Origin of the sequence: Flavonifractor sp. An112 (assembly GCF_904377885.1) — a bacterium.
Lineage (GTDB): Bacteria > Bacillota > Clostridia > Oscillospirales > Oscillospiraceae > Flavonifractor > Flavonifractor avicola.
This window is the reverse complement of sequence record NZ_CAJFGT010000010.1, coordinates 1-23,321: the sequence shown is the minus strand read 5'-3', so window position 1 is coordinate 23,321 and position 23,321 is coordinate 1. Positions and strand designations below refer to the sequence as shown.

The 23,321-nt window shown below is 60.5% G+C and carries 21 protein-coding genes; 12 read left to right on the top strand and 9 right to left on the bottom strand.

The annotated features are described in order from the left end of the window. Window positions 1-152: 152 nt before the first annotated feature. Together IHN22_RS02720 and IHN22_RS02715 are read right to left on the bottom strand one after the other, a co-directional pair. Window positions 153-1,730 carry a sodium:solute symporter family protein gene (locus IHN22_RS02720; protein ID WP_191433347.1) on the bottom strand — a complete coding sequence of 526 codons (1,578 nt, stop codon included), beginning with the start codon at window positions 1,728-1,730 and terminating at the stop codon, window positions 153-155. 42 nt (window positions 1,731-1,772) lie between these two features. Beyond that, complete coding sequence (locus tag IHN22_RS02715; protein WP_191433332.1) at window positions 1,773-3,410, bottom strand: class I adenylate-forming enzyme family protein; 1,638 nt, start codon at window positions 3,408-3,410, stop codon at window positions 1,773-1,775. A 225-nt stretch (window positions 3,411-3,635) separates the two neighbouring features. On the opposite strand from IHN22_RS02715, the gene IHN22_RS02710 reads away from it, so the two are divergent. Together IHN22_RS02710 and IHN22_RS02705 are read left to right on the top strand one after the other, a co-directional pair. Continuing rightward, window positions 3,636-4,088 carry a zinc ribbon domain-containing protein gene (locus tag IHN22_RS02710; RefSeq protein WP_158094642.1) on the top strand — a complete coding sequence of 151 codons (453 nt, stop codon included), beginning with the start codon at window positions 3,636-3,638 and terminating at the stop codon, window positions 4,086-4,088. 38 nt (window positions 4,089-4,126) lie between these two features. After that, the gene (locus IHN22_RS02705; protein ID WP_087399788.1) at window positions 4,127-4,687 is read left to right on the top strand and encodes a TetR/AcrR family transcriptional regulator; all 561 of its coding nucleotides are present in this window, start codon (window positions 4,127-4,129) and stop codon (window positions 4,685-4,687) included. Window positions 4,688-4,732: 45 nt separating this feature from the next. Here the strand turns inward: IHN22_RS02705 and IHN22_RS02700 are convergent, their stop codons facing one another. Beyond that, on the bottom strand, window positions 4,733-5,416 hold the full coding sequence (locus tag IHN22_RS02700; RefSeq protein WP_191433331.1) for a zinc ribbon domain-containing protein: 684 nt from the start codon (window positions 5,414-5,416) through the stop codon (window positions 4,733-4,735). A gap of 226 nt (window positions 5,417-5,642) precedes the next feature. Between IHN22_RS02700 and IHN22_RS02695 the strand changes: the two genes are divergently transcribed. After that, complete coding sequence (locus tag IHN22_RS02695) at window positions 5,643-6,470, top strand: TrmH family RNA methyltransferase (RefSeq protein ID WP_087328057.1); 828 nt, start codon at window positions 5,643-5,645, stop codon at window positions 6,468-6,470. Window positions 6,471-6,509: 39 nt separating this feature from the next. On the opposite strand, the gene IHN22_RS02690 is transcribed toward IHN22_RS02695, so the two are convergent. The 6 genes from IHN22_RS02690 to IHN22_RS02665 all read right to left on the bottom strand — a co-directional run bounded on the left by IHN22_RS02690 (window position 6,510) and on the right by IHN22_RS02665 (window position 14,291). Next, window positions 6,510-7,907 (bottom strand): MATE family efflux transporter, encoded by a 1,398-nt coding sequence (locus IHN22_RS02690; RefSeq protein ID WP_191433330.1) that lies wholly within the window; start codon window positions 7,905-7,907, stop codon window positions 6,510-6,512. A gap of 71 nt (window positions 7,908-7,978) precedes the next feature. Then, on the bottom strand, window positions 7,979-8,218 hold the full coding sequence (locus IHN22_RS02685; RefSeq protein WP_191433329.1) for a hypothetical protein: 240 nt from the start codon (window positions 8,216-8,218) through the stop codon (window positions 7,979-7,981). 157 nt (window positions 8,219-8,375) lie between these two features. Further along, the gene (locus IHN22_RS02680; RefSeq protein WP_191433328.1) at window positions 8,376-10,517 is read right to left on the bottom strand and encodes an ATP-dependent helicase; all 2,142 of its coding nucleotides are present in this window, start codon (window positions 10,515-10,517) and stop codon (window positions 8,376-8,378) included. Window positions 10,518-10,608: 91 nt separating this feature from the next. Then, entirely contained in the window at window positions 10,609-10,992 is a 384-nt protein-coding gene (locus tag IHN22_RS02675; RefSeq protein ID WP_087328046.1) for a metal-dependent transcriptional regulator, read from the bottom strand. A gap of 68 nt (window positions 10,993-11,060) precedes the next feature. Beyond that, window positions 11,061-13,439, bottom strand: a complete 2,379-nt coding sequence (locus IHN22_RS02670) for a phosphoketolase family protein (protein ID WP_191433346.1) — start codon at window positions 13,437-13,439, stop codon at window positions 11,061-11,063. Between the two features lie 156 nt (window positions 13,440-13,595). Then, on the bottom strand, window positions 13,596-14,291 hold the full coding sequence (locus IHN22_RS02665; protein WP_191433327.1) for a hypothetical protein: 696 nt from the start codon (window positions 14,289-14,291) through the stop codon (window positions 13,596-13,598). A gap of 139 nt (window positions 14,292-14,430) precedes the next feature. Here IHN22_RS02665 and IHN22_RS02660 point away from each other — a divergent pair, with 139 nt between their 5' ends. The 9 genes from IHN22_RS02660 to IHN22_RS02620 all read left to right on the top strand — a co-directional run bounded on the left by IHN22_RS02660 (window position 14,431) and on the right by IHN22_RS02620 (window position 23,281). Continuing rightward, entirely contained in the window at window positions 14,431-15,294 is an 864-nt protein-coding gene (locus IHN22_RS02660; protein ID WP_191433326.1) for a class I SAM-dependent methyltransferase, read from the top strand. A 12-nt stretch (window positions 15,295-15,306) separates the two neighbouring features. Continuing rightward, on the top strand, window positions 15,307-16,167 hold the full coding sequence (locus tag IHN22_RS02655) for an energy-coupling factor transporter ATPase (RefSeq protein WP_191433325.1): 861 nt from the start codon (window positions 15,307-15,309) through the stop codon (window positions 16,165-16,167). A 36-nt stretch (window positions 16,168-16,203) separates the two neighbouring features. After that, window positions 16,204-17,184 carry an energy-coupling factor transporter ATPase gene (locus IHN22_RS02650; protein WP_242958776.1) on the top strand — a complete coding sequence of 327 codons (981 nt, stop codon included), beginning with the start codon at window positions 16,204-16,206 and terminating at the stop codon, window positions 17,182-17,184. Beyond that, window positions 17,185-17,997, top strand: coding sequence for an energy-coupling factor transporter transmembrane component T family protein (locus tag IHN22_RS02645; RefSeq protein ID WP_087388923.1), 813 nt, complete (start codon window positions 17,185-17,187; stop codon window positions 17,995-17,997). Between the two features lie 44 nt (window positions 17,998-18,041). Further along, window positions 18,042-18,797 carry a tRNA pseudouridine(38-40) synthase TruA gene (gene truA / locus IHN22_RS02640; protein WP_191433324.1) on the top strand — a complete coding sequence of 252 codons (756 nt, stop codon included), beginning with the start codon at window positions 18,042-18,044 and terminating at the stop codon, window positions 18,795-18,797. Continuing rightward, window positions 18,790-19,983: a DUF5711 family protein gene (locus tag IHN22_RS02635; RefSeq protein WP_191433323.1), complete on the top strand. Its 1,194-nt coding sequence runs from the start codon at window positions 18,790-18,792 to the stop codon at window positions 19,981-19,983. Before truA ends, IHN22_RS02635 begins: the two co-directional genes overlap by 8 nt. A gap of 49 nt (window positions 19,984-20,032) precedes the next feature. Next, entirely contained in the window at window positions 20,033-20,650 is a 618-nt protein-coding gene (locus tag IHN22_RS02630; RefSeq protein ID WP_300985325.1) for a CvpA family protein, read from the top strand. Between the two features lie 44 nt (window positions 20,651-20,694). After that, the gene (locus tag IHN22_RS02625; protein WP_191433321.1) at window positions 20,695-23,007 is read left to right on the top strand and encodes an ATP-dependent Clp protease ATP-binding subunit; all 2,313 of its coding nucleotides are present in this window, start codon (window positions 20,695-20,697) and stop codon (window positions 23,005-23,007) included. Between the two features lie 64 nt (window positions 23,008-23,071). Continuing rightward, window positions 23,072-23,281: a hypothetical protein gene (locus IHN22_RS02620; protein WP_191433320.1), complete on the top strand. Its 210-nt coding sequence runs from the start codon at window positions 23,072-23,074 to the stop codon at window positions 23,279-23,281. Window positions 23,282-23,321: the final 40 nt, after the last annotated feature.

Genomic DNA, 23,321 nt, shown 5'->3' with positions numbered 1-23,321 from the left:
GTGCATTTCTCCTTTTCCAGAGGCTATCGGAAAATAAAAAACGTCCTCTGCATCGGATGCAGAGGACGAAGATTTTCCGGCGAAACGGCCTCTACCTGGTTCCGTTCTCGCAAATTTGAACGGTATTACTTTATCACTTTTTGTCGGTAAAGTCAAATCTTTTTTACAGGACCTTCCTCTGCCAGATCGTCCCTGGGACCGATGGAGTCGGTGACTGCCACGGTGACGGTGCGCTCATAGCACGAGAAGATCTCCTTCACCCGGCCGGAGCCGGGGGCGGGGGTAAACAGGCTGACCACCGGCACGATGATCAGGCCTGCCAGCATACAGAAGGCGCCGCAGTTGATGGGGGACTGGAGTACCGGAGGGAACCAGGCCCCGGCGAAGATGTTGGCCAGCATGACCACGGTAGAGAAGAGGAAGCATACGGCGCAGGCGGCCTTGGTGGTGCGCTTCCAGTACAGCCCGTAGAGGAAGGGAGCCAGGAAGGCCCCGGCCAGTGCGCCCCAGGACACCCCCATAAGCTGGGCAATGAAGGTCAGGTTGGACCGGTACTGTACAATGGCCAGTACCACGGAAATGGCGATGAACACCACAACCAGGGACCGCATCCAGCGGACCTGCCGCTTCTCATCCATGTCCTTGATCAGGTTGTCCTTAATAAAGTCCAGGATGAGGGTGGAGCTGGAGGCCAGCACCAGGGAGGACAGGGTGGACATGGAGGCCGAGAGCACCAGAATGACCACCACCGCAATGAGGATGGAGGGCAGACCGGAGAGCATGGAGGGGATGATGGAGTCGTAGCCTTCGGCGGCCACCGTCTCCGGGGTGGAGAAGAGCCGCCCGAAGCCGCCCAGGAAGTAGCAGCCTCCCGCCACCACCAGGGCGAAGGCGGTGGAGATCACAGTGCCCTTGGTGATGGCCGACTCGCTTTTAATGGCGTAGAACTTCTGCACCATCTGGGGCAGGCCCCAGGTGCCCAGGCTGGTGAGTACCACCACGCCTATGAGGCTGGGCAGGTCGGGGCCGAAGAAGGAGGCAAACACGCCGGGGGTATCGGACACGGCGGGGTCGCTGACCCGGGCCAGGGCGTCCAGGGCTCCGGTCAGACCGCCCTGGGTGTTGAGCACTGCGGCGATGACGGCGATGATGCCGAAAATCATGATGATGCCCTGGATGAAGTCGTTGATGGCGGTGGCCATATAGCCTCCGGCGATGACATATACCCCGGTGAGCACCGCCATTACTACCACGCACACGGCGTAGTCGATGTCGAAGGCCATGGCGAAGAGCCGGGACAGGCCGTTGTACAGGCTGGCGGTGTAGGGGATGAGGAAGATGAAGATAATGACGGAGGCAGTGATCTTCAGCCTGTTGCTGTCAAAGCGGCGGCCGAAGAACTCGGGCATGGTGGCGCTGTCCAGGTGCTGGGTCATGATGCGGGTGCGGCGGCCCAGCACCACCCAGGCCAGCAGGGAGCCCAGAAAGGCGTTGCCCAAGCCTGCCCAGGTGGCGGCGATGCCGAAACGCCAGCCGAACTGACCGGCGTAGCCCACAAAGACCACAGCGGAGAAGTAGCTGGTGCCGTAGGCAAAGGCGGTGAGCCAGGGGCCCACCGACCGGCCCCCCAGCACGAAGCCGTTGACGTTGGTGGTGTGGCGGCGGCAGTACAGCCCGATGCCCACCATGACGGCGAAAAACAGGACAAGTAGGGATACTTTGATGAGCATATCGGTCACAGGGGAACACTCCTTGCTGCCCGGCTGACTGGATTAGTTGGAGATCTGGGCCTCCACCAGACGGCCGTGGCAGTATTTCTCACGCAGCACCGGCTTTTCGATCTTGCCGGTGGGGTTGCGGGGTACATGGTCGAAGATGATCTTCCGGGGCCGCTTGTACCGGGGCAGCTCCTGACAGAAAGCGTTGATCTCTTCCTCGGTGCAGGAGACACCCTCCTTTACCTCCACAATGGCGGCGGCGATCTCGCCCAGCCGGGGATCGGGCAGGCCGATGACCGCCACGTCCTTCAGCTTGTCGAACTTCCGCAGGAAGTCCTCGATCTGCACCGGGTACAGGTTCTCGCCGCCGGAGATGACCACGTCTTTCTTCCGGTCCACCAGATAGATAAAGCCGTCCTCATCCACCTCGGCCATGTCGCCGGTGTACAGCCAGTCCCCCTTGAGGACCTCAGCGGTAGCCTCCGGGTTCTTGTAGTAGCACTGCATCACGCCGGGGCCGCAGACGATAAGCTCGCCCACCTGGCCCTGGGGCACCTCCACACCGTGCTCGTCCACCACCTTGGCGGCCCACAGATAGCCCGGCTTGCCGATGGCGCCCACCTTGTGGATGTTCTCCACCCCCAGATGGACGCAGCCGGGACCGATGGACTCGGACAGACCGTAGTTGGTGTCGTACTGGTGGTGGGGGAAGAACTTCTTCCACCGGTGGATCAGGCTGGGCGGTACCGGCTGAGCGCCGATGTGCATGAGCCGCCACTGGTCCAGCAGGTAGTCGTCCAGATTGACCCGGCCGCTGTCGATGGCATCCAGGATGTCCTGGGCCCAGGGTACCAGCAGCCACACGATGGTACACTTTTCCTCGGTGACCGTTCGGAGGATCCACTCCGGGGACACCCCTCGCAGCAATACCGCCTTGCCGCCGCTGGCCAGGGAGCCGAACCAGTGCATCTTGGCGCCGGTGTGGTACAGGGGCGGAATGCACAGGAATACGTCCTCATGGGTCTGGCCGTGGTGGTGCTGCTCGGTGAGGCAGGAGGAGAGCAGGGCCTTGTGATTATGTAGAATGGCCTTGGGGAAGCCGGTGGTACCCGAGGAGAAGTAGATGGCCGCCAGATCGCTCAGCTCCAGATGGACCGGAGGGGGCTCAATGGTGCAGTACATGACAAGCTCCCGATAACTCTCAGCGAAGGCGGGGGTGTGGTTGCCCACATAGAACCACTGGCGCACCCGGCCCAGGTCGGGAAGGATGGGCTCCAGCCGGTCGATGAACTCGGGGCCGAACACCAGCGCCTCCACATCGGCCAGATCCAGGCAGTAGCGGATCTCGTCGGAGGAATAGCGGAAGTTCATGGGGACGGCCAGACAGCCCGCCTTCAGGATGCCGAAATACACCGGCAGCCACTCTAGGCAGTTCATCAGCAGGATGCCCACTTTGGTGCCCCGCTTCAGTCCCCGGCTGAGCAGCAGGTTGGCAAAACGGTTGGCCTTCTTGTCAAACTGGCCCCAGGTGATCTCCCGGCGGTAGGGCTCGTCGGGACGGTTGCGCTCGATGAGGCTGAACTCCCGCCAGGTGGTGGCCTTGTCCCGCTCCTCCGAGGGGTTGATCTCCACCAGGGCGGGCTCGTCCCGGTACAGCCGGGCGTTGCGCTCCAGAAAGTCTGTGATAACCATGACAGCTGACTCCTTTGCGCCTCCCGGTTCCGCACAGCGGGGGAGGGGAGGCGGATGTTTTTCCAACTGGAAATTGTATTGTTGTGTATTTTACTGCTTTAAAGCGAAAAAGTCAAGAGGGAACAGGACAGTTTGCTCCGGTTGAAAAAGAGGGGCGGCTATGTTATATTGTGAGGGAAATCAAATCCAGGCCCCACCTGGAGGTGGGGAGAAAGGAGCATGAGTATGTCTCAGTTTTTGGATGGGATCGGCAAGCGGCTGTCCGATGCAGGGCAGGGAGTGGCCAAGCACACCAAGAACTTTACGGAGGTGACCCGGCTCAACGGAGCCATTGCCGAGCAGGAGCGGCAGGCAGCAGCCCTGCTGCGGGAGCTGGGGCAGGCCTGCTATGACCGGCACCAGAACGACCCGGACTATGAATATGCCGCTCAAATTGAAGGAATCCGGGCCGCCTATGCCCAGATTGCCCAGTATCAGGCCCAGATCCGTCAGATCAAGGGCATCCGCATCTGCCCGGAGTGCGGGGCAGAGGTGGGACCGGATTCTGCCTTCTGCGGCGGCTGCGGTGCCAAGATGGAGCCGCCTGCCGCCGAAAGCGGACGGGTATGTCCCAAGTGCGGCAGCCCGGTAGATGGGGACAGCCTGTTCTGCGCCACCTGTGGGACACGGCTGGAGTAATGCCGCCGGACCGGTGATCAAAGAGAGAGGTGAGTCTGATGCGGAATGCGGTGATTTCCCGGGACGAGATCCTGGAGGCCAGCCGCCTGATGCTTCAGGAGAAGGGGTGGTCCGCCATCCATATGCGCTCGGTAGCGGTACGCTGTGGTGTGTCCGTGGGATCGCTGTACAACTATTTTCCCTCCAAGACAGAGCTGGTGGCGGCCACGGTGGAGAGCGTATGGCAGGAACTTTTCCATGTACCGGAGGATCTGCCGGAAGAGGAGCGGTTCTGCAAGGTGGTCCAGTGGCTGCATGACAGCATACAGGAGGGAAATCGCCGTTATCAGGGATTTTTGATCCTCCATGCCATGGGCTTTACCACTGGAGAGGGCAAGGTGGAGGGTCGCCGGATGATGGAACGGGCTCAAGGCCAGCTGCGGGAGTCCCTGTGCCGGGTACTCTGGGAAGATAAGCAGGTCAACCAGTCGGTATTTGACAGCCGCCTGACCACGGAGGGGTTTGTGGAACTGGTATTTTCCATGCTGATTACCGCCCTGCTGCGGGGGGAGGAGGATTGCGAACCCCTGCTGGCGGTGGTCCGCCGGGTACTCTATTAAAGAAAAAAGCCGGATGGCCATGCCATCCGGCTTTTTTGGTACAAATCAGTTGACAAACAGGGAAGCGCGCTTTTTGAAGTAGGTGTTATTAAGTGCAATTATCAATACGGAGAGTGCAAGTCCCAATACATACGAACCTGCAAGCGAAGAGGAAAAGAAGAGGTCGCCAGCCAACGCGGCTGTCAAAATCAGACGGGCAGCTGAATATGCGGTGTTAATACTTAAAAATATAAGCAAGTAGGAAGGGGCATCTTTCCGAAACTGAACCAATTTTTGACGGACAAAAATGGCCATTACACCCAGCGCGATCATAACAATTCCGCTAAGCAAATCAACGATCCGCAATTCACCGAAGAAGAGATAAATTAACTCCGACTCTTCTCCATAAGCTTTTCCGGCTATTAAAAGGATACCGGAAATCACACCACCCACACAGGATGCAAACAGCGCAAAATAAATTAAAAATTTATACCATTTCATGGGATAACCATTGAAAGTGGAGACGCTGTTGGGACTCTGGTAGCCGCCGTTGGGACGGTAGCCGCCGACAGGCGGGGGCGTAGTGGGAGTGTAGTTGGGATAACTGCCGGGCTGGCTGGGGGGAGTCTGCTGGTAGGAGGAAGCCCCAGCCTGGGGCGGTGTTTCCTGCGCAGAATTCAACTGGTTTCCACAGCCAGGGCAAAACAGACTGCCGTCTGCGATCTGACGACCGCAATACTTACAGAACATGATATGACCTCCTGTTCTCTCTCTTAGTCCTCCCAATGGGAGTATCCTTATTTTAAACACTTTGACGAATTTTGTAAATAGCTAGAAGAAGATTTGCAGAAAGACCGTGCCGGAAGAATGTGCGTTGCCACAGGCGAGCGGGTGCGGTATAATAAAAAATAACTCTGTACCAAGAGAGAACAACCTTCTGAATGAAGGGTGAAGAGAAGGCAGGAGAAGAGACACCATGGCCAACATTATTGAGATCACCGACTATTCCGATCCTCAGCTGGACTGCTACGCCCGGCTTACCGAGGCCCAGCTGCGCAACCGGCTGGAGCCGGAGAAGGGCATCTTTATTGCCGAGAGCCCCAAGGTGATCCTGCGGGCCCTGGACGCCGGGTATGAGCCCCTGTCCCTGCTGATGGAGCGCAAGAAGATCGACGGGCCCGCCAAAGAGGTGGTGGCCCGGTGCGGTGACCTGCCCCTCTACACCGCCGACCGGGAAGTGTTGGAGGGTCTCACCGGCTATGAGGTGACCCGGGGCGTGCTGTGCGCCATGCGGCGGCCGGTGCTGCCCACGGTAGAGGAGCTGTGCGCCGGTGCCCGGCGTGTGGCGGTGCTGGAGGGTATTGTGGATTCCACCAACGTGGGGGCCATCTTCCGTTCCGCTGCCGCCCTCCACATGGACGCGGTGCTGGTTACCCCTACCTGTTGCGACCCCCTGTACCGCCGGGCGGCCCGTGTGAGTATGGGCACCGTATTCCAGATCCCCTGGACCCGCATCGGGGACGACCCCTCCCAGTGGCCCCAGCCGGGGCTGAGCCGCCTCAATGCTCTGGGCTTTAAGACAGTGGCCATGGCCCTCAGCGATACCGCCATCAGCATTGAGGACCCACGCCTGCGGCAGGAGGACAAGCTGGCCATCGTGCTGGGTACCGAGGGGGACGGCCTGTCGGATCACACCATCGCCGCCTGCGACTACACCGTGTGCATCCCCATGTCCCACGGGGTGGACTCCCTCAACGTGGCGGCGGCTAGTGCCGTAGCTTTCTGGGAGCTGCGAGCCAGGTAAGGATCAAAAACGCCTGTGACGCTTGTCACAGGCGTTTTTTCAGGCCCTGAGGGTCCGGTAGGTGGACCGGATGAGTACGACTGCAATGAGAAAAGTCAGCAGGTCAGATACCGGCATGGAGTAGAGCACGCCGTCCAGGCCGAAAAAGCGGGGAAGCAGCAGGGCGAAGCCCACGCCGAATACCACCTCACGGATCATGGAGAGGGCAGTGGAGGCCAGGGCCTTGCCCAGGGACTGGAGGTAGATGAAGGTGCCCTTGTTGACGCAGGCCAGGATCATCATGCACAGGTAGATGCGGAAGGACTTAACGGCAAATTCGGTGTAATAGCTGCTCTCATTGGCGGCACCGAAGATGGCGATGAGCTGGGTAGGGAGGAGCTCCACAATGAGCAGGGCTACCGCGCCTACTGCCGCCTCGGCCAGCAGCAGGTGGGTAAAGAGGTTCCTGGCCCGGTCCTTCCGCCCGGCGCCGATGTTGTAGCCCACAATGGGGATGCACCCGGCGGCAAGCCCCACGGCGATGGAGATGACGATCTGGAAGAACTTCATGACGATACCAACCACTGCCATGGGGATCTGGGCGTACTGGGTCTGGCCGAAGATGGGGTCCAGGGCACCGTATTGCCGGATCATGTTGTTAATAGCAGCCATGGCTGCCACCAGAGAGATCTGGGACAGCAGGCTGCATACCCCCAGGGAGAGAAACTTTGCGATGACGTTCCACTGGAGGGCGAAGCAGCTTCGGTTCAGGGATACCGCCTTCATATGGCACAGGTACCACACAGCCAGGGCGGCAGTGAGGATCTGGCCCAGTACAGTAGCCACGGCGGCTCCCATCATGCCCCACCGAAAGCCGAAGATAAACACCGGGTCCAGAATCAGGTTGACCACCGCTCCCGCCAGGGTGGAGGCCATGGCAAACCGGGGGCTACCGTCGGAGCGGATGATGGGGTTCATGGCCTGACCGAACAGATAGAACGGTACGCCCAGGGTAATGTAGAAGAAATACTCCTTGGAGTGGAGGAAGGTCTCCTCGTTGACCCGCCCGCCGAACATGGTGAGAATAGGGTCCTGGAAGAGGAGGTAGAGGGCGGTGAGGATCAGACCGGCGGCCAGGCTGAGTACCACGGCGTTGCCGACGCTGCTGCCCGCCCGCTTGTGCTCGCCGGCCCCCAGGCAGATGCTAACCAGAGCACAGCAGCCGTCGCCGATGAGCACGGCAATGGCCAGAGCTACCACGGTCAGGGGAAACACCACCGTGTTGGCGGCGTTACCGTAGGAGCCCAGATAGGACGCGTTGGCGATGAAGATCTGGTCCACGATGTTGTACAGGGCCGCTACCAGCAAGGATATGACGCAGGGCACGGCGTACCGGGCCATCAAAGACCCGATGGAGTCGGTGACCAGGAAGGAATTGGAGCGCTGTTCCTGTTCCATTTCAAATGACCTCCCAACAAAAGAAAGTGTGTGGCCAGTGCTGGATTTACGCCGTTGGCCACACGCTTTTCTTAATTCAGATAATCGCCCACCGGGCTTTGATTGTACTGCTTTATAATCTTCAGCAGGATGGAGCCGTCGGGCAGCGTATTCTCCTCCAAAATCTTATATTGGGTGCCGTTCCGCTCCAACTGCTTTTTGTAGTAGGCTACTTCCTGACGGACCGACTCTACCGCAAAGTTGTGTTCTACGCCTTCTTTCAGCTGAAAGTGCAGGGTCTGGCAAACACACGCCGCTTTGATCCGTTTCATATAAGTTCCTCCCATTCAGTGTATAAAAGAAACAACGTGCAGATATCAACCGGATTTACGCCGATGATAGCTACACGTTGTATTTTTATTATAACTTATGGGATGGGGACATTCAAAGGTGGTTTTCCACAAAAATAGCGCCCTGAATTTTGGACGGTCAATCATCAATCTGACCATAGTCTCCCGACGGCAGCCGGTGGCCCTCCAGGGTGAACTGGCCCATGCCCAGGGCGGTTGGGAGAGAGAAGGGCTTTACCGTGCCGTCGTCAAAGCGGACGGTGATCCGGTCCCCCTCCCGGGTGGTGAGCAGGCCGGGACCATAGCGGGCGTGGCGTACCCGGGTGCCGGGGATATAGTCCTTAGCGGCGGCAGTAAGCTGGGCGGACAGGACTGCCGGATCGGGACTTTTACGGACAGGAGCCTTTCTTTTTGGGGGTTCTTTCTGCGGAAAGAGAAAGGAAGAAAAAGTGGAGGCCAGCTCGGGACGGCGGAAGGTCATGACCCACAACTCCTGGCGGGCCCGGGTCATGCCGACGTAAAAGAGCCGCCGCTCCTCCTCCCGCTGGTTGATCTCCTCCTCGGTTTCGTCCTCCTTGGGGGTGGGAGGCAGCTTGGGCAGCAGACCGTCGGCCACGTCCATCAGGATCACCCGGTCGTACTCCAGACCCTTGCTGGAGTGGATGGTGGACAGAATGAAGGGACAGTCCGGGTGGGCTGAGTCCCGGCGTACCACCTCCTCCAATTCCTCCAGCCGCTGAAGCAGTCCGGCGGGGGTGGGCTCGTTGGCCCCCAGAGCCTCCAGAATGGGCAGCTTGCTGTTGTCTGCCCCCCGGTCTTCCAGGTAGGCCCCGTAACCCATGAAGTGGACGATGCGGTATACCGCCTTGTCTGCCCGCTCCTCCAGCAGGTTATTCATGTGCGTCTGAAGGGCTTTACACTGCTTGCGGCTCCAGGGAGAGAGGGTGGAGCAGCCCGCCAGATATTCCAGCAGGGTCTCCCCGGTGGGAGAACACTGGCTGACTGCCTCCTGGGCGGCGGCACGGCTGATGCCCGCCCCCAGCTTGTAGTATAGGTCCAGGAACAGCTCTCCGTTCCAGGGGTCCTGGGCCAGTCGGATGATGTTGGTCACATCCCGCACCACCCGGTGGGTGAAAAAGCCGCTGTCCACCTGGCGGCAGCGATAGGGGGTACCGGAGCGCTCCAGCAGGTCCATGAGGGGGAGGGCGCTGTCGTTGTCCCGGTAGAGCACCGCCGTCTCCTGATCGCAGTTCTCCGCCACCTTGGCCAGATACTGATACTGCCGCTGCCGGTCGTACACCTCTACCTGCCGGATGGCCGGGCCGTCCCCTCCGGCGGCGTGCATGGTCTTGGGGCGGCGCTGGGTGTTGAGCCGGATGAATTTGTCCGCCGCCGCCACGATCTGGCGGGTGGAGCGGTAATTCTGCTCCAGCAGCAGCACCTGAGCACCTGGATAGGTGTTCTCAAAGGCGTGGAGAGCCTGGGGACAGGCGGCCCGGAAGCCATAGATGCTCTGGTCCTCATCCCCCACCATGAAGAGCTGGACCTGATTCCCCGCCAGCAGGCGGATGATGGCGTGCTGGATTTGGGAGGTATCCTGTGCCTCATCCACACACAGGTAGGGGTAGCGGCGCTGCCACTCCTGGAGAATGGTGGGATAGCGCCGCAGGATCTGGTAGGCGTAGCCCAGCTGATCGTCGTAGTCCATGAGCCGCCGCTGCCGCAGAGCTTGGTTGTAGGCCTTATAGACAGCGGGAAATTCCACCCCCTCCACCTCCACGTCGTTCAGATCGATCTGGCCGGGAAGATGGTTTTTTACATAGGTGATGGCAGTTTGAATGGCCTTGATGGTGGCCTCCGGGGCGTATTCCTGGGTGAGATTACGGCAGATCTCCCCGATGAGGGCGGCCTGCCGCCCGGTGTCCTCCAGCAGATCGAAGGCCTTCTGGTCCACCAGCTGTTCGCACCGGCGGATGATGGAGGAACATACCCCGTTGATGGTGCGGAAGGACAGCCGTTCCGCCAGCTCGGGGCCAAAGAAGGAGGCAAAGCGCTGGCGCATATCCCGGGCGGCGGAGACGGTGTAAGTCATGGTGAGGATGGACCGAGGGTCCACACCCAGGCCCAGCACCAGATAGCCGATGCGGCTCACCAGTACGGTGGTTTTGCCGCTGCCGGGCACCGCCAGCAGCAGCACTGGGCCGTCCACAGCCTGAACGGCGGCCTCCTGCTGCTTATCCAGGCACAGGCCGTAGGCTTTTTTGAATTGGGCAAAGGTCATACTTGTTTCTCCTGTGGCAGATGAAGGATTCCCACGAAAAATGGCCGCCATTGGCGGCCATTTTTTCAGAATGACAGGGTATAGGTGGCACTTAGGGCTGGGAGAGCCCGCCGTTGCCCAGAGCGTGCTCCTTGATCTTCTGGAAGGTCTCCTCGCTGAGGTCGTGCTCGATCTTGCAGGCGTCGGCGGCGGCTACCTCAGGGCTGACACCCAGGAAGGTAAAAAACTGGGTAAGCAGCTGGTGCCGCTCGTAGATGCGCTTGGCGATCTCCTCTCCGGCGGGGAGGAGGGAGATGAGTCCGTCCTTGTCCATCTCGATATAGCCGCTCTCCCGCAGCTTCTTCATAGCCACGCTGACGCTGGGCTTGGAGAAGTGAAGTTCATTGGCGATATCGATGGAGCGGACCGTACCGTGCCGCTGGCGGAGACTGAGGATGGCTTCCAGGTAGTTTTCGGAGGATTCATAGATATTCATGACAGATTCCTTCCCATCCATACTATTTCTATAAGATTAGCACAGAACGGGCCCTTTGGCAAGGTGGATCAGATCCCTGCGCCGCCGTTCCATCTCCAGTCCCGAATCTCGGGCATATCCTGGCCGTGGGCGGTAATGTACTGCCGGTGTTCCACCAGCTTGTCCTTCATCAGCTGGATGAGGAAGGCGCCACGGTTACCCAGCTGGGGCAGCCGCTTGACGGTGTCGATAACCAGGTCGAAGCGGTCGATGTTGTTCTGCACCCGCATATCAAAGGGGGTGGTGAGGCCGCCCTCTTCCTTATAGCCCCGGACGTGAAGGTTCTTGTTGTGCCGCCGGTAGGTCAGCTCATGGACCAGGGAAGCATAACCGTGGAAGGCGAAGATAATGGGCTTATCGGTGGTGAAGAGCACATCGTAGTCCTCATCGGTAAGACCGTGGGGGTGCTCGGTGTGGGGCTGCAGCTTCATCAGATCCACCACGTTGACCACCCGCACCTTCAGCTCGGGCAGATAGCGCCGCAGGATGGTGACGGCAGCCAGGGTCTCCAGTGTGGGGGTCTCGCCGCAGCAGGCCAGCACCGCGTCAGGCTCGGCACCCTGGTCGTTGGAGGCCCACTGCCAGATGCCAATGCCGTGGGTGCAGTGCTTGATGGCCTCATCCATGGTGAGCCACTGGGGCCGGGGGTGCTTGGAGGTCACCAGCACATTGATATAGTTGCGGCTCTTGATACAGTGGTCAAAGCAGGACAGCAGGCAGTTGGCATCGGGGGGCAGGTAGAGCCGCACCACGTCCGCCTTCTTGTTGGCCACATGGTCCAGGAAACCGGGGTCCTGGTGGGTGAAGCCGTTCTGATCCTGCTGCCACACGTTGGAGGACAGCACATAGTTGAGGGAGGCAATGTCCTGCCGCCAGGGCAGGGGACCGGCCACCTTGAGCCACTTGGCATACTGGCTCACCATGGAGTCCACGATGCGGATAAAGGCCTCATAGCTGTTGAGGAAACCGTGACGGCCGGTGAGCAGATAGCCCTCCAGCCAGCCCTGGCACATATGCTCGGACAGCATCCCGTCCAGGATGCGCCCGCTGGGGGACAGTCCCTCATCGGAGGGCAGCCGGTCGGCATTCCACCGGCGGTCGCTGGCCTCCAGGGCAGCCCACAGCTTGTTGCTCATGGTTTCGTCCGGGGAGAAGATACGGAAGTTTTTGGCCTTCTGGTTCAGCTTGAGCACGTCCTTGACGTACTTGCCCAGCTCGGCCATGTCCTCGGCCTCCGCCTCGCCGGGGGCGGGGACCTCCACCGCGTATTTGGAGAAATCGGGGGTGCGCAGGTCACGCAGCAGCAGACCGCCGTTAGCGTGAGGGTTGGAGCCCATTCGCCGTTCTCCCTGGGGAGCCATAGCCCGCAGAGCAGGGATGGGTGCCCCTGCTTCATCGAAGAGTTCCTCCGGATGATAGGAGCGCAGCCACTCCTCCAGAATCGGCAAGCGCTCCGGGTGGGCATCGTCCACCGCCAGAGGCAGCTGGTGGACCCGGCTGGTGCCCTCCAGGGCTACCCCATCCGCCTCTTTGGGACAGGTCCAGCCCTTGGGAGAACGAAACACCACCATGGGCCAACGGGGACGCTCGGTTTCCCCGAAGGAACGGGCGCTCTCCTGGATGCGCTGGATCTCACGCACTGCCCAGTCCAGGGCGGCCGCCATCTTCTGGTGCATTTGGGCCGGGTCGTCCCCCTCCACGAAACGGGGGGTCCAGCCGCAGCCCTTGAAGAAGTCCTCCACTTCCTCGGCGGAGATACGGGCGAAGAGGGAGGGGGTGGCGTTCTTGTAGCCGTTGAGGTGCAGAATGGGGAGCACCGCCCCGTCTCCCACCGGGTCCAGGAACTTGTTGCCGTGCCAGGCGGCAGCCAGAGGGGCGGTCTCGGCCTCGCCGTCGCCCACCACGCAGGCGGCGATCAGGTCCGGGTTGTCCATGACGGCGCCAAAGGCGTGGGCCAGAGAGTAACCCAGCTCGCCGCCCTCGTTGATGGAGCCGGGGGTGTCGGGGGCGCAGTGGCTGCCCACACCGCCGGGGAAGGAGAACTGCTGGAAAAGCTTGCGCATTCCCTCCTCATCCTGGCTTACGTTGGGGTAGATCTCGCTGTAGGTGCCCTCCAGATAGGTCTGGGCCAGCACGGCGGAACCACCGTGGCCGGGGCCGCAGACGTAGATCATGTTCAGATCGTACTTGGTGATGACCCGGTTGAGGTGAGTATAGATAAAGTTCTGGCCTGGTACCGTGCCCCAGTGTCCCACCGGGGTGTGCTTCAGGTGCTCCGGCTTCAGAGGAGTACGAAGCAGGGGGTTGTCCCGCAGATAGAGCTGGCCGGCGGCCAGGTAATTGGAGGCCCGCCACCAGGCGTCCAGTTTCCGCAGAGCCTCAGGGCTGAGCGGACCTTTTTTGGACATACGGGCCGATGTTTTGACTGTAACTTTGGTGCGGGGTCCGGAGGATTTTGCCAAAGGGATGCACTCCTTCCACAAAAAACAGACTGACGCCGCCGGACAACAGAAGGGGCTGTTGCAGCAGACTGCAACAGCCCCCATGCCCGCGCGGCGGGGTTTTTATTTCTCGTCCAGGGGCAGGGGCGCGGGGGGCGCAAATTGATCCGCGCAGTCCTGAGCCAGCTTGCGCAGGTGCTCGTCCTGACTGCTAAAGTTGGAGGACAGCTGCTCCAGCATCTGGTGCAGCTTGTCCAGCTCCTGACCGGTGCGGGAGATGGCCCCGTCCATATCCGAGCGCAGCAGGTCATAGCCTGCCTGCACCTTATGGAGCCACTGAGTGACCTCGGTGTGGGCCCGACGGACCTTTTCCTCCGCCTCCTGTTGCACCTCCTGAGCCCGGCAGTGGGCCTCAAGCTCGATGCCGGCGGTGCGGTCCTTTACCTGCTGGTAGGCGGCGGCGTCGCGCTCGGCCTGAGCCAGGCGGGCATTGGCGTCAGTCAGCTGGGCGGCGGTCTGCTCGGCCTCTCCACGGACCTGAGTCAGCTGGGCCCGCAGCGCGTCCGCTTCTTTGCGTGCCTCATCCAGCTGGGCAGTCAGGGCCTCCTTTTCTTTGGCCAGCATCTCAGCCTGCTCTTTGGCCTGCCCGGCCTGCGCCGCCAGCTCCTCCTTTTCGGCCGCCAGCTCATCCCGCTCCCGCTGAAGCTGGGCCAGCTTTTCCAAGTGGGTCTGGTTGGAGGATTCAATATAACTCAGCACATCCTGCTTCTGGAAACCGCCGAAGGTGGCGGTACGAAACTGAAGCTCTGTGGCGCTCATAGGGGACACCTCATTTCCACAAATTCATGCCTATTTTAACACAGTTTTCTCCATAACACAATCCGCTCTTTTCGTTGACTCGACAGGGGTAGAATGATATAATAGGATGATTATGACAATAATGACCGGGAGGATGACTATGTGGGTCTCTGACGGATGGAAAGATTATGAGCTGCTGGACTGCGGCGGGGGAGAACGTCTGGAGCGCTGGGGCAAGTTTACTCTGGTGCGCCCTGATCCCCAGGCTATTTGGCGCCCCGAAGGGCGGCATCCCGGCTGGAACCGGTACGACGCCCGGTACCAGCGGTCCTCCACCGGCGGCGGGCGCTGGGTGAAAAAGGCCCTGCCCGAGCGGTGGACGCTGGGCTATAAGGAGCTTACCTTTAATATTAAGCCCATGAACTTCAAGCACACCGGCCTGTTCCCTGAGCAGGCTGCCAACTGGGACTTTGCCATGGAGCGTATCCGCTCCGCCGGCCGGCCGGTGAATGTGCTCAACCTGTTTGCCTACACCGGCGGGGCCACCGTGGCCTGCGCCGCGGCGGGCGCCAGTGTGTGCCACGTGGACGCTGCCAAGGGTATGGTGAGCTGGGCCCGGGAGAACGCTGCCTCTTCCGGCCTCACCGAAGCCCCCATCCGCTGGATCGTGGATGACTGCGGCAAATTTGTGGAGCGGGAGATCCGCCGGGGACGGAAGTACGATGCCGTCATTATGGACCCGCCCTCCTATGGACGGGGCCCCTCCGGCGAGATCTGGAAGCTGGAGGAGAACCTGTTCCCCTTTGTGGAGCTGGTGACCGGGGTGCTGTCGGACAACCCCCTGTTCTTCCTCATCAACTCTTACACCACCGGCCTTGCCCCCTCGGTACTCACCTACCTGCTGGAGACACTGGTGGCCCGGAAGCACGGCGGCCATACTGAGAGCCAGGAGCTGGGTCTGCCGGTAACCGCTACCGGCCTGGCGCTGCCCTGCGGTGCTACCGGACGATGGATCTGCGACTAAGAAGGAGACGCTATGGGACAAGCCATTCTTGAAACAAAGGACCTGCACTTCCGCTATGACGAGGAGGAGGGCCCTTCCCCGGTGGTGCTGGACGGGGTGGACCTCCAGATCCAGGCGGGCACCTTCGTGGCGGTGCTGGGCCACAACGGCTCGGGGAAATCCACCCTGGCCAAGCATTTGAATGCCATTTTGCTGCCCTCCGGCGGCAAGGTGTATGTGGACGGTATGGATACCGCCGACGAGGAAAAACTGATGGATATCCGGCGTACCGTGGGCATGGTGTTCCAGAACCCGGACAACCAGATCGTTGCCAACGTGGTGGAGGAGGACGTGGCCTTCGCTCCGGAGAATCTGGGAGTACCCCCGGAGGAGATCCGCCGCCGGGTGGACGACGCCCTGAAGGCGGTAGGGATGTATGAGTACCGGGAGCACGCCCCCCATCTGCTCTCCGGCGGTCAGAAGCAGCGGGTGGCCATCGCCGGCGTCATCGCCATGCAGCCCCGATGCATCGTGCTGGACGAGCCCACCGCCATGCTGGACCCCATTGGCCGCTCCGAGGTACTGAAAACCATTAAGGAGCTCAACCGTACCTCCGGGGTGACGGTGGTACTCATCACCCACCACATGGACGAGGCCGCTCAGGCCGACCGGCTGGTGGTCATGTCCAGGGGCAAGGTCATCGCCGACGGTGCCCCCCGTGAGGTATTCAAGCAGGTGGAGGCACTGAAGGAAGTGGGCCTCACCGTCCCCGAGACCACCGAGCTTCTGTGGGAGCTGCGAAAGGCAGGGGTGGACGTCTCCCTGGATGCCCTCAGCGACGAGGAGTGCGCCCAGGAATTGTATCAGCTGCTGAACCAGGGCGTTACCCCGTAAGGGGAATGCACCATTGTGATAAAGGACTGAAGCAAATTGGAACCGATTATTCAGACGGAGCGCCTGAGTCATATCTATTCCGCCGGCACCCCCTTTGAGCACGGGGCCCTGGTGGACGTGGACTTTACCGCCTACCGCGGGGAGTACCTGGGCATCATCGGCCACACCGGCTCGGGCAAATCTACCCTGATCCAGCACCTCAACGGCCTGTTGAAGCCCACCTCGGGCAGAGTGCTCTTTGAGGGCAAGGACATCTGGGAGAGCAAGGAGCGTACCCGCCAGACCCGCTTCCAGGTGGGCCTGGTGTTCCAGTACCCCGAGTATCAGCTCTTTGAGGAAACCGTTTATAAGGATATCGCCTTCGGCCCCGGCAACATGGGGCTGGAGCCCGACGAGATCGACCGCCGGGTGCGGCAGGCCGCCCAGTTCGTGGGCCTGAAGGAGGAGACTCTGGAGAAGTCTCCCTTTGAGCTCTCCGGCGGCCAGAAGCGCCGGGTTGCCATTGCCGGCGTTATCGCCATGGAGCCCTCGGTGCTCATTTTGGACGAGCCCACCGCCGGCCTGGACCCGGTGGGTGTGGAGTCCATTCTGGGCAACATCCACGACTACCATGTGGCCAAGAATGCCACCATCATCATCGTCTCCCACTCTATGGAGGAGATGGCCCGGACGGTGGACCGCATCGTGGTGGTCAACGACGGCAAGATTCCCTTCTCCGGCGCTCCCCGGGAGGTATTCGCCCACGGGGACGAGCTGGAGCGCATGGGACTGGGTGTGCCCGCCATGACCCGGGTGTTCCACCGGCTGCGTGCCATGGGGGTGGACATCGACCCCTCGGTGTACACCATCCAGCAGGCCAGAGACGCGATTCTGGCCAAACTCAACGGGGCCCCCCGCAAAGCCGGGCAGCGGCTTTGCGGGGAGAGGAAGAAGGAGCCTGTGGATATGGAATTTTCAGCCGGTCTGGCTGGAAATGGAATGGAGCAGGCTGCTTCTGACGAGAAGGGGGTGGTGTAAATGGCGCTGAAAGACATTACCCTGGGCCAGTACTTCCCGGGCAAGACCATCATTCACCGGCTGGACCCCCGCACCAAGCTCATCGGCACCATTGCCTATATCGTAGCCCTGTTTCTGGCTGCCAACGTGGTGACCTACGCCATTTTGCTGGTGCTGCTGGCCGCCCTTATCGCCATTTCTAAGGTGGGGCTCAAGAGCATCCTGCGGGGCATGAAGCCCATCTTCATCATCATCCTCATCACCGCCATTCTGAACCTGTTCTTTACTCCCGGTGAGGGGGAACCGCTGGTGTCCTGGTGGGTGTTTACCATCTATGCGGAGGGCATCCGGGCGGCGGTGTTTATGATCCTGCGGATTATGATGCTCATCACCTGCACCTTCCTGCTGACCTACACCACCTCGCCCATCATGCTCACCGACGGCCTGGAGAAACTGCTCAGCCCCCTGAAGGTGATCCGGATACCCATTCACGAGCTGGCCATGATGATGTCCATTGCCCTGCGGTTCATCCCCACCCTCATTGAGGAGACCGATAAGATCATGTCCGCTCAGAAGGCCAGAGGCGCCGATTTCGACAGCGGCAACCTGATCCGCAAGGCCCGCGCCCTGGTGCCCCTGCTGGTGCCCCTGTTTATTTCTGCTTTCCGCCGGGCCGACGAGCTGGCGGTAGCCATGGAGTGCCGGTGCTACCACGGCGGCAGCGGACGCACTCGCCTGCGCCAGCTGAAGATGAAGGGTGTGGACATTCTCTCCCTGCTGCTGTCGGTGGCTCTGTGCGTGGGTATCGGTGTGCTGGCTCACTACGGTTGGTAAGGGACCACAATTTTTACCAAAATTTAAGGTTTACTGAAGGACTTATGAGAAATATTGCGTTAAGATTGATGTATGTGGGCACGGCCTACCACGGCTGGCAGGTCCAGAAGAACGCCGTTACCGTGGCTGAAACTCTGGAAAAGGCCCTGGCCACGGTGGTAGGCCATCCGGTGAAGTGTACCGGCGCAGGCCGTACCGATGCCGGGGTCCACGCCGAGACCTATGTGGCCAACTTCCGCACCACCTCCCGCATTCCCTGCGACCGGCTGCCCCTGGCGGTGAATACCCGGCTGCCGGAGGACATTGTGGTCCGGGAGGCCTTCGACGTCTCGGAGGACTTCAACGCCATCGGCTCCTGCCTGAAAAAGGAGTATACCTACCGGATCTTCAACTCCCGCATCCGCAATCCCTTTTATGTGAACCGGGCCTACTTCTACCCCAAGCGCCTGGATGAGACGGTGATGGACCGGGCCGCCCGGGCCTTTGAGGGGACCCACGACTTCCGGGCGGTGCGCTCCGTGGGGACGGAGACCAGGACCACGGTCCGGACCATTTATTACTGCTATGTCACCCGCAGCGGAGATCTTCTGGAATTGAAGGTCTGCGCCAATGGGTTTCTGTATAATATGGTACGAGCCATTACCGGCACAGTGCTGTATGCGGCGGAGGGAAAGCTGACCGCTGAGGATATCCCCCGTATCCTGGATGCGGGGAACCGGACCCTGGCAGGGCCGACCGTGCCTCCGGGGGGGCTGTATCTTACAAAACTCTGGTATGAGGATGAGCGGCTCAATGGCTGATTACAGACAGGAACAACCGGATAATGCGCAGCAGCCTCCACAGCAGGAGGAGCGGACACCGGGCCGGGGCGGCCTGTTTCTGCGGCGGCTGGGCACGCTGCTGGTAACAGCGCTGATTGTGCTGGGCATTGTGGCAGTGAGCATGATGGGAGACGGAAAAACCCTGGATCGTGTCCGCCGCTGGCTGAATTACGGCTCTGTAGCGGAGGAGGACCGCTATACATTTGCTGCAGATGCGAATAATCGGTATGGGCAGATCGGAGAATACTTGGTGGTGCTCAGTCAGAACTATATTCAATTTCTTGAGGATAGTGGCACAGCCTACCGGACAGTGGAGGAATTGGGCCTTTCCCAGCCGGCGCTGGATACCGGCGGCGGCCTGGCGGTGGCCTACGATGTGGGCGGGCAGAACCTGTTTGTGGTGTCCCCGGAGGAGACCCGGCTGGAGCTCTCCCTCCCGGAGGGCTATGGCTATATCTCCGCGCGGCTCAACGACAGCGGATGGTTGGCGGTAACGTCGGAGAAGAGCGGCTACCGCGGTGCTGTTACGGTTTACGATGACACACAGGAGCTGGTCTATGAGGTGGATCTCTCCTCACAGTTTGTGGTCGACGCCTGTGTGACGGATGATTGCCGCTCCGTAGTGGTCGTTACTTATGGGGAGGAAAACGGTGCATTTTGCACCCAGCTGACCTGGTATGACCTCACAGAAGAAGAACCTGCCCAGGTCGCTTCTCTTACAAACCATGTGGGCTTTGATCTGGGCCAGGCGGGGGAAGTGTATGTTTCCGTATCGGACAGTGAAGTAGCCTTTGTCGGGGGATCCGGCGGTGTAGTGGGAGGCTACTCCTTTGGCGGACAGTATCTCCAGGATTACGCCTTTGGCGATGATTTTACCGCCTTATTCTTGACTAGATATCAGGCTGGCAGCATTGGCACGATTGTCCTGCTGGACAGCCAAGGAAATCTGCTGGGGGCGATGGACATTAGTGATGAGATCTTGGATATTGATGCGGCGGGGGACTATCTGGCGGTGCTCCAGAGCAATGCCTTGGTGTTGTACCACCGGGATTTGACAGAGTACAGCAGCCTGGAGGATACAGACTATGCCAGCCATGTCCTTATGGATGGGGATGGTTCCGCAGTGGTAATCGGCGGCAACGAGGCGTGGCGATATTTGCCATAATTTGACATACCCATAGATTGACGACTGTTCCAAAGAAAGGTGGTAGCGGATGCTCCAATCTTCTGTTATACTGGATGTAGCCATAGTGCTGATTTTTGCCCTCTCTGTATGGATCGGCGCCAAGAAAGGCCTCTTCCGCAGTCTGGCGGAGCTGGTGGTCTACCTGGTGGGCCTTGTGGGCGCGAATCTCGCGGCCGGGGGGCTGACGGACCGGGTGGTGGACTTGCTGCGGCCGGTGCTGGAGAGCCAGGTCAGCGAGGCGATCACCGACTATATCTCCGGCACGCTGTCCGAGCTGCCCTTCGGCGAGGCCCTGGCCGGGCTGGAGAACGTGGGCGACCTGACCGGCGACGCCGCGGCGGGGATGGTGGACCTGATGGTGGAGACCCTGCTGTATAACCTGACATATGTGATCGTGTTCCTGGCGGTGTTTTTGCTGCTGGTGCTTCTGCTGCGGCTGATCATCAATCTGGGGGATTTTCTCCTGCGCCTGCCGGTGCTCCACGAGATGAATACGCTGGGCGGTATCCTGATCGGCGCGGTGAAGGGGATCCTGTTTGTGTGTCTGATCTTGTGGCTGGACAGTAAAACGGGGCTGCTGCTGGACAGCAGCGCTGTCCAGAGCTCGCATATCGCCGCTTTCCTGATGAAAATTTTGCCCGCCTGAGGCCCTGCGCCTGGGCGGACGTAACCCTTGGAGGTCAAGTAACTATGCAACCGACTTTGTGTTCCAGATGTAAGAAAAATGTGGCTGTGGTGTTTATTGCGAAGATGGAGAACGGCAAAATGGTGAATGAAGGGCTCTGCCTGAAGTGCGCCAAGGAGCTGGGGCTGCCCCAGGTTAATGAAATGATGAGCAAAATGGGCATCACCGACGATGATCTGGAGAACATCTCCCAGGAGATGATGCAGGCGTTCGGCGGGGCGGAGAGTATGGAGGGCCTCATGAACCAGGAGGACGCGGACAACACGGAGGACGATGAGGACGGCAAGACCGCCACGTTCCCCTTCCTCAACCGCCTGTTTAACAATGAGAACGCTCCGGCTCCCGGTAATGCTGGTGAATCCGGCCGCAGCCGGGAGAAGGAGCGCAAGGGGGAGAAGGCGCCCAAGCACAAGTTCCTGGACAGCTACTGCATCAACCTCACCGAGCGGGCCCGCCAGGGAAAGCTGGACACGCTGGTGGGCCGGGAGCAGGAGATCGAGCGGGTGGTGCAGATCCTGAACCGCCGGCAGAAGAACAACCCCTGTCTCATCGGCGAGCCCGGCGTGGGCAAGACCGCCATTGCCGAGGGGCTGGCCCAGAGGATCGTGAACAAGGAGGTGCCCTTCAAGCTCCGGGACAAGGAGGTCTATCTGCTTGACCTGACAGCTCTGGTGGCGGGCACCCAGTTCCGCGGCCAGTTTGAGAGCCGCATGAAGGGGCTCATCGAGGAGATCCGCAAGTGCGGCAATGTGATCCTGGTCATCGACGAGGTCCACAATATCGTGGGTGCCGGCGACGCCGAGGGCAGCATGAACGCCGCCAACATTTTGAAGCCTGCCCTCTCCCGGGGAGAGATCCAGGTCATCGGCGCCACCACCTTCTCCGAGTACCGCAAGCACATCGAGAAGGATACGGCCCTGGAGCGGCGGTTCCAGCCGGTGACAGTGGCGGAGCCCAACATGGAGGACACGATGAAGATCCTCAAGGGGATCGCCCACTACTACGAGGAGCACCACGGGGTGAAGATCCCCGACGGCATCCTCCGCCAGGCGGTGCTGCTCAGCGAGCGGTATATCACCGACCGCTTCCTCCCGGACAAGGCCATCGACCTCATTGACGAGGCCTGCTCGGATCTGAATTTGAAGGACCCCAGCATCTCCCGGCGTATGGAGATCGAGCGGGAGCTGGCGGACTACTATAAGGAAAAGGACATGATCGAGAACCAGACCGAGGGCGAGCCCAATTTCGAGCGTCTGGCGGAGATCAAGGTCAAGGAGCTGCAGCTGCAGAAGGAGCTGGATGCCATCAAAGCCAAGGGCGAGCCGGAGCTCACCATGGACAACCTGGCCCGGGTCATTGAGCTGTGGACCAAGATCCCTGCCAGCAAGATCCGGGAGGCGGAGTTCAAGCGCCTGAGCGAGCTGGAGGACCGGCTGAAAAAGAAGATCGTGGGCCAGGACGAGGCCATCGCCGCCGTGGCCGCAGCCATCCGCCGCAACCGCGTGGGCATCAGCCCCAAGCACAAGCCGGTGAGCTTCATCTTTGTGGGCAGCACGGGCGTTGGCAAGACAGAGCTGGTCAAGCAGCTGGCCGACGACCTGTTCAACTCCCCGGAGAGCCTGATCCGTCTGGACATGTCGGAGTTTATGGAGAAGCACTCGGTGTCCCGCATCATCGGCTCCCCTCCGGGCTATGTGGGCTACGATGAGGCCGGGCAGCTGACGGAGAAGATCCGCCGCAAGCCATACAGCGTGATCCTGTTTGATGAGATCGAAAAGGCCCACCCGGATGTGCTGAACGTGCTGCTGCAGATCCTGGACGACGGACAGATCACCGACGCCCACGGCCGGCGGGTGAATTTTGAGAACACGGTCATTGTGATGACCTCCAACGCCGGCAGCGATACCAAGGTGGGGAGCCTTGGCTTCAACAAGACGGCCAACGAGCAGGATAAGGACCGGGCCATGAAGGCTCTGCAGCAGTTCCTGCGGCCGGAGTTTATCAACCGCGTGGATGAGATCATCTGCTTCAACAAGCTCTCGGAGGAGAACTTCCGCGCCATCGCCCGCATCATGCTGGACGAGCTGCGCAGCAGCCTGAAGGAGAAGGGCCTCAACTTCACCTACGACGAGGCCCTGGTGGAGTATCTGGTGAAGAAGTCCTTCTCCATGACCTATGGCGCCCGGAACCTCCGCCGCACGATCCAGAAGGAGGTGGAGGATCAGCTGGCCACCGAGATTATCGACAGCTACGACCACCCCATCACGCAGATCAAGGCCACGGCCGAGGGGGACAAAGTGGCGCTGTACACGATGTAAGAGAAGTGGAGCTGTGTGTGTTTGCCGGGCAGGCAAAGGAGCCCGGGGAAGGGAGAGGGAAACTATGCTGTTTCGAAGGGATATCGACCCCTGCTGCGCCTACTGCAAAAAGGGGGAGGTTATCAGCGAGGAGGAGGTCATCTGCCGGAAGAAGGGGATTGTCCCCATTGGCGGACACTGCGCGGCCTTTCGCTATGACCCCATGAAGCGATGCCCGCCCCGGCCCATAAAGCTGAACACGGAAAAGCTCAAGGAGGAGGATTTCCGCCTCTGAGGACAATAAAAAGCGTCCCGGGACAGGCAACAGCCTGTCC

Bases quoted from the DNA above. Each gene is read 5' to 3' on its own strand.
- IHN22_RS02710 (WP_158094642.1), top strand. From the start codon at position 3,636: ATGTCTCAGTTTTTGGATGGGATCGGCAAGCGGCTGTCCGATGCAGGG.
- IHN22_RS02695 (WP_087328057.1), top strand. From the start codon at position 5,643: ATGGCCAACATTATTGAGATCACCGACTATTCCGATCCTCAGCTGGAC.
- truA (WP_191433324.1), top strand. From the start codon at position 18,042: ATGAGAAATATTGCGTTAAGATTGATGTATGTGGGCACGGCCTACCAC.
- IHN22_RS02680 (WP_191433328.1), bottom strand. From the start codon at position 10,517: ATGACCTTTGCCCAATTCAAAAAAGCCTACGGCCTGTGCCTGGATAAG.
- IHN22_RS02625 (WP_191433321.1), top strand. From the start codon at position 20,695: ATGCAACCGACTTTGTGTTCCAGATGTAAGAAAAATGTGGCTGTGGTG.
- IHN22_RS02715 (WP_191433332.1), bottom strand. From the start codon at position 3,410: ATGGTTATCACAGACTTTCTGGAGCGCAACGCCCGGCTGTACCGGGAC.
- IHN22_RS02700 (WP_191433331.1), bottom strand. From the start codon at position 5,416: ATGTTCTGTAAGTATTGCGGTCGTCAGATCGCAGACGGCAGTCTGTTT.
- IHN22_RS02670 (WP_191433346.1), bottom strand. From the start codon at position 13,439: ATGTCCAAAAAAGGTCCGCTCAGCCCTGAGGCTCTGCGGAAACTGGAC.
- IHN22_RS02645 (WP_087388923.1), top strand. From the start codon at position 17,185: ATGGCGCTGAAAGACATTACCCTGGGCCAGTACTTCCCGGGCAAGACC.
- IHN22_RS02620 (WP_191433320.1), top strand. From the start codon at position 23,072: ATGCTGTTTCGAAGGGATATCGACCCCTGCTGCGCCTACTGCAAAAAG.
- IHN22_RS02685 (WP_191433329.1), bottom strand. From the start codon at position 8,218: ATGAAACGGATCAAAGCGGCGTGTGTTTGCCAGACCCTGCACTTTCAG.
- IHN22_RS02630 (WP_300985325.1), top strand. From the start codon at position 20,033: ATGCTCCAATCTTCTGTTATACTGGATGTAGCCATAGTGCTGATTTTT.
- IHN22_RS02675 (WP_087328046.1), bottom strand. From the start codon at position 10,992: ATGAATATCTATGAATCCTCCGAAAACTACCTGGAAGCCATCCTCAGT.
- IHN22_RS02720 (WP_191433347.1), bottom strand. From the start codon at position 1,730: ATGCTCATCAAAGTATCCCTACTTGTCCTGTTTTTCGCCGTCATGGTG.
- IHN22_RS02705 (WP_087399788.1), top strand. From the start codon at position 4,127: ATGCGGAATGCGGTGATTTCCCGGGACGAGATCCTGGAGGCCAGCCGC.
- IHN22_RS02660 (WP_191433326.1), top strand. From the start codon at position 14,431: ATGTGGGTCTCTGACGGATGGAAAGATTATGAGCTGCTGGACTGCGGC.
- IHN22_RS02655 (WP_191433325.1), top strand. From the start codon at position 15,307: ATGGGACAAGCCATTCTTGAAACAAAGGACCTGCACTTCCGCTATGAC.
- IHN22_RS02635 (WP_191433323.1), top strand. From the start codon at position 18,790: ATGGCTGATTACAGACAGGAACAACCGGATAATGCGCAGCAGCCTCCA.
- IHN22_RS02690 (WP_191433330.1), bottom strand. From the start codon at position 7,907: ATGGAACAGGAACAGCGCTCCAATTCCTTCCTGGTCACCGACTCCATC.
- IHN22_RS02665 (WP_191433327.1), bottom strand. From the start codon at position 14,291: ATGAGCGCCACAGAGCTTCAGTTTCGTACCGCCACCTTCGGCGGTTTC.